A 616-nucleotide genomic window follows, 5' to 3' on the forward strand; every position below is an offset into this window, starting at 1 on the left:
CTCCACCCGCACCGACTCCGGCGGCGCCGGGCTGCGCGCCCGGGGCCACGACGCCCTGGCCGGCTGTGTGGAGGACGCCGTGCGGGCCACCGAACTGGGCGTGCGCTGCCTGCTGATCGCCGACGAAGGGGTGCTGTGGACCCTGCACCGGGCCCGCACCGCAGGAGTCATCCCGGCGGAGACGACCCTGAAGGTCTCGGCCCTCGTCGGGCCCGTCAACCCGGCCTCCTACGCCGTGTACGAGCGGCTGGGAGCCGACTCCGTCAACGTGCCGAGCGACCTGACCCTCGCCCATCTCACCGAGATCCGGCGGGAGTCGGCGGCCCCGATGGACATGTACGTCGAGGCGCCGGACGACCTCGGCGGCTACGTACGGATGTACGAGGTGGCCGAGCTGATCAGGCGCGGCGCGCCGCTCTACCTGAAGTTCGGGCTCGCCAAGGCGCCCGCCGTCTACCCGGCCGGGCACCACCTGCGGGACGCGGTGGTGGCCGCCGCCCGTGAGCGGGTGCGCCGCGGCCGGTTGGTGCTGGACCTGCTGGCCCGGCACGGCGCCGACACGGCCATGTCCCCGCTCGGCTCCCGCCTGCCGGGCACGTTGCACCGCTTCACCGAC

1 pseudogene is annotated in these 616 nt (G+C 74.7%); it reads left to right on the top strand.

Annotated elements, in window-relative coordinates:
- Positions 1 to 616 (top strand): annotated as a pseudogene (locus tag ACYVE9_RS30040) (hypothetical protein); the annotation flags it as partial.

It is taken from the genome of Streptomyces sparsus (assembly GCF_054776295.1).